The 1,783-nt window shown below is 62.5% G+C and carries 1 protein-coding gene; it reads right to left on the minus strand.

What is annotated here, in order from left to right; translation table 11 throughout:
• Positions 1–547: 547 nt before the first annotated feature.
• Positions 548–1,783 (minus strand): IS110 family transposase (locus AABM41_09820; protein MEK6192593.1); only part of this gene is annotated, 1,236 nt, incomplete at its 5' end.

A 1,783-nucleotide genomic window follows, 5' to 3' on the forward strand; every position in this document is an offset into this window, starting at 1 on the left:
CTAACCATGCGCTGCAGCGCCTATGAGGGTTGTCAAGAACGACTGAGATGTCCGGCCGGTTTTCTTTTTGAGGCATTTAAGGGTTGGTCCGGCGTAGCGTAGCGTCAGCGGAGCGGAGTCCGGCGCGAAGCGGTTCGGCACGCGCCATCGACCTCATCGTCCCCTCGCCATTGCGCGCAAGTCCGGGATTCCCTTCCTAAAAGCTTCTTCTTCTTTTTTCCTTTCCCTCTTTTCTGGAGGTGTTCTTCCTGGAGTCCATCGCGTGAGTCTGGCCGACCGGTGTCGCCGCTTTTTCTTGTGCCGGACTATGTCGTCCTACACCAGCTCCTATCCGGACAGGTGCGGATAAACGCACCGCCCAATTTGTCTTTCTTGTATGACTGCGGCGACCGGGGACTCCGCCCCATCTAACCCACGGGTCAGGCTTGCGCCTGCCAGCTGCAGCTACGGACAGGAGTCGCCCGGTCGCAAAGGATTTCACGCGCTGTTCTCTGGAAGTTGCCAATGGCAAAGTTTGGTTTCGGGTTGAGGATGGATTGGTTGAGAGTTATGCGGCGATCCAGCCCAGGTCGACGAAGGTGGCCCGGCCGGTGCGCCAGCGCCACAGGTCAATGGCCAGCAGGCGGGCCAGCGCGATGACGGTCTTCTTGCGCATGGAACTGCCGTCGGCCAGTTTGACTTTCATGCGTTGGGCGGCTTTCCAATCGGGTTGCCAGCGCAGGAAACGCCACACGGCTTCCACCAATAGGGCGCGGACGCGGCCGTTGCCCATGCGATCGATGGAGCCGACGAGGCGTTTGCCTCCCGAACTGTGTTCACCGGGACAACAGCCGGTGTAGCTGCCGATTTGTTTGCGGTTGTGAAAGCGGCGCCAGTCGCAGACCTCGTTGTCCACGGTGACCAAGCTCAGCTGGCCCAGCCCTTTGGGAAGGATCTGTCCCTTGAGCCGGGCTTTGAGTTCGGCCAGCAGTTCCTTGAGTTGAATCTCCAGGGCCAGGATGAGTTGGCGCAACTTCTCCAGCACGCCCAGCACCCAGGGGTCCAGCAGGGCCAGCTTCTTCCAGTTCCGAGGGCCCCACCAATGGGACGGGAGTTGGACGTGACAATACTCGGCGACCTGGCCATGGCCGCGATTGGCCAGGCAACGGATTTGGCGGGCCAGGAATTGGCGGCGGCGACTGGTTTCGCGCCGGCGCTGCTCGGCTTGAGTCGGGATGCGGATGGGCCAGAGTTCGTCGGCGTTGCCGTCCAGCCAGCGGGACAGGCGCAGGCACAAGGCGCGGGCATCGAGCTTGTCGGTCTTGCGCCGGCCATTGAGGGCGATGGGAGTGATGAGGAAGGATTGGGCGCCGGCGGCGACGAGTTGGCGGTGGAGCACGAAGCCAAAGCCGCAGGATTCCTGCACGCAGAAGACCTGGAGTCCCTCGGCGACACATTTTTCCACGTAGGCCACGAGTTGAGCCGGGGTGAACTTGCGAGGGGCCTGGGGCGAGGCATGGGCGCGCCGGGCCACAGCCATGATGAACAACAGATGCACGTCCAGGCCGAGCTGGAGGATGGGTTTGGTGGGGTCGATCACGGGCGAGGGCAGGGGCTGGCGCGGGGGCAGGACGGCGGCGGGTTTGAGCGCCGGCGGGACAGGCGGGACGGCGGCGGCGTTGTTCGTCGTCGGGCGATTCTTTGGCTTGCCGGGATCGGAGGTGGTGGTTAGAGTTTGGAGTGTCATGGTGGGTTTGAGTATGTATGTTTTTATCATCGACATCAGCGTGGCCCCTGTCGGGCT

It is taken from the genome of Chloroflexota bacterium (assembly GCA_038040195.1).
In the GTDB taxonomy this organism is placed as follows: Bacteria; Chloroflexota; Limnocylindria; order QHBO01; family QHBO01; genus DASTEQ01.